Source organism: Mycobacterium sp. UM_Kg1 (assembly GCF_000972925.1).
GTDB classification, from domain to species: domain Bacteria; phylum Actinomycetota; class Actinomycetes; order Mycobacteriales; family Mycobacteriaceae; genus Mycobacterium; species Mycobacterium hiberniae.
Window position 1 is genome coordinate 1 of sequence record NZ_JRMK01000347.1, and the last position, 493, is coordinate 493.

At 65.1% G+C, this 493-nt stretch carries 1 protein-coding gene; it reads right to left on the reverse strand.

Annotation, left to right across the window (positions count from 1 at the left end):
- Positions 1–493 (reverse strand): IS481 family transposase (locus LI92_RS21480; protein ID WP_046322641.1); only part of this gene is annotated, 493 nt, incomplete at both ends.

Consider the following 493-nt stretch of genomic DNA (forward strand, 5'->3'; position numbering starts at 1 on the left):
TTGAAGGCGTGTGATCGGTAGCAGGACCCGTTGTCGGTCAAGACCGTTCGCACTGTGAAGCCGCCGGATTCGTTGAACCAGGCGTTGGCCCGCCGCCAGAACGCTGCGGCGGTGTCTTTGCGCTCGTCGCCGAGTAATTCGGAGTAGGCCAATCGGGAGTGGGCGTCGATCGCGGTGTGCAAGAAGTGGTAGCCGCGTAGTGGATGGCGGTACTTGTTGCGCTGCCCTGAGCTCTTATCGGCTTGGGCGTTGCGGTTACCGATGGTGCGGCCGAGCATGCGCCAGCCGCCACCGGCGGGGATCTTGCCCAGCTTCTTGACATCAACGTGGACCAGATCGCCGCAGTGCGCCGATTCCATTCGTCGGATGACACGCCCGGTCGCACGGTCGAGCCACGTGAGCCTGGCCAGGCCGTAGCGCGTCAGCACCCGGTGCACTGTGGAGATGTTCAGGCCCAACAGGTAGGCGATCCGAGCGGGGCCCCAGCGGCGGG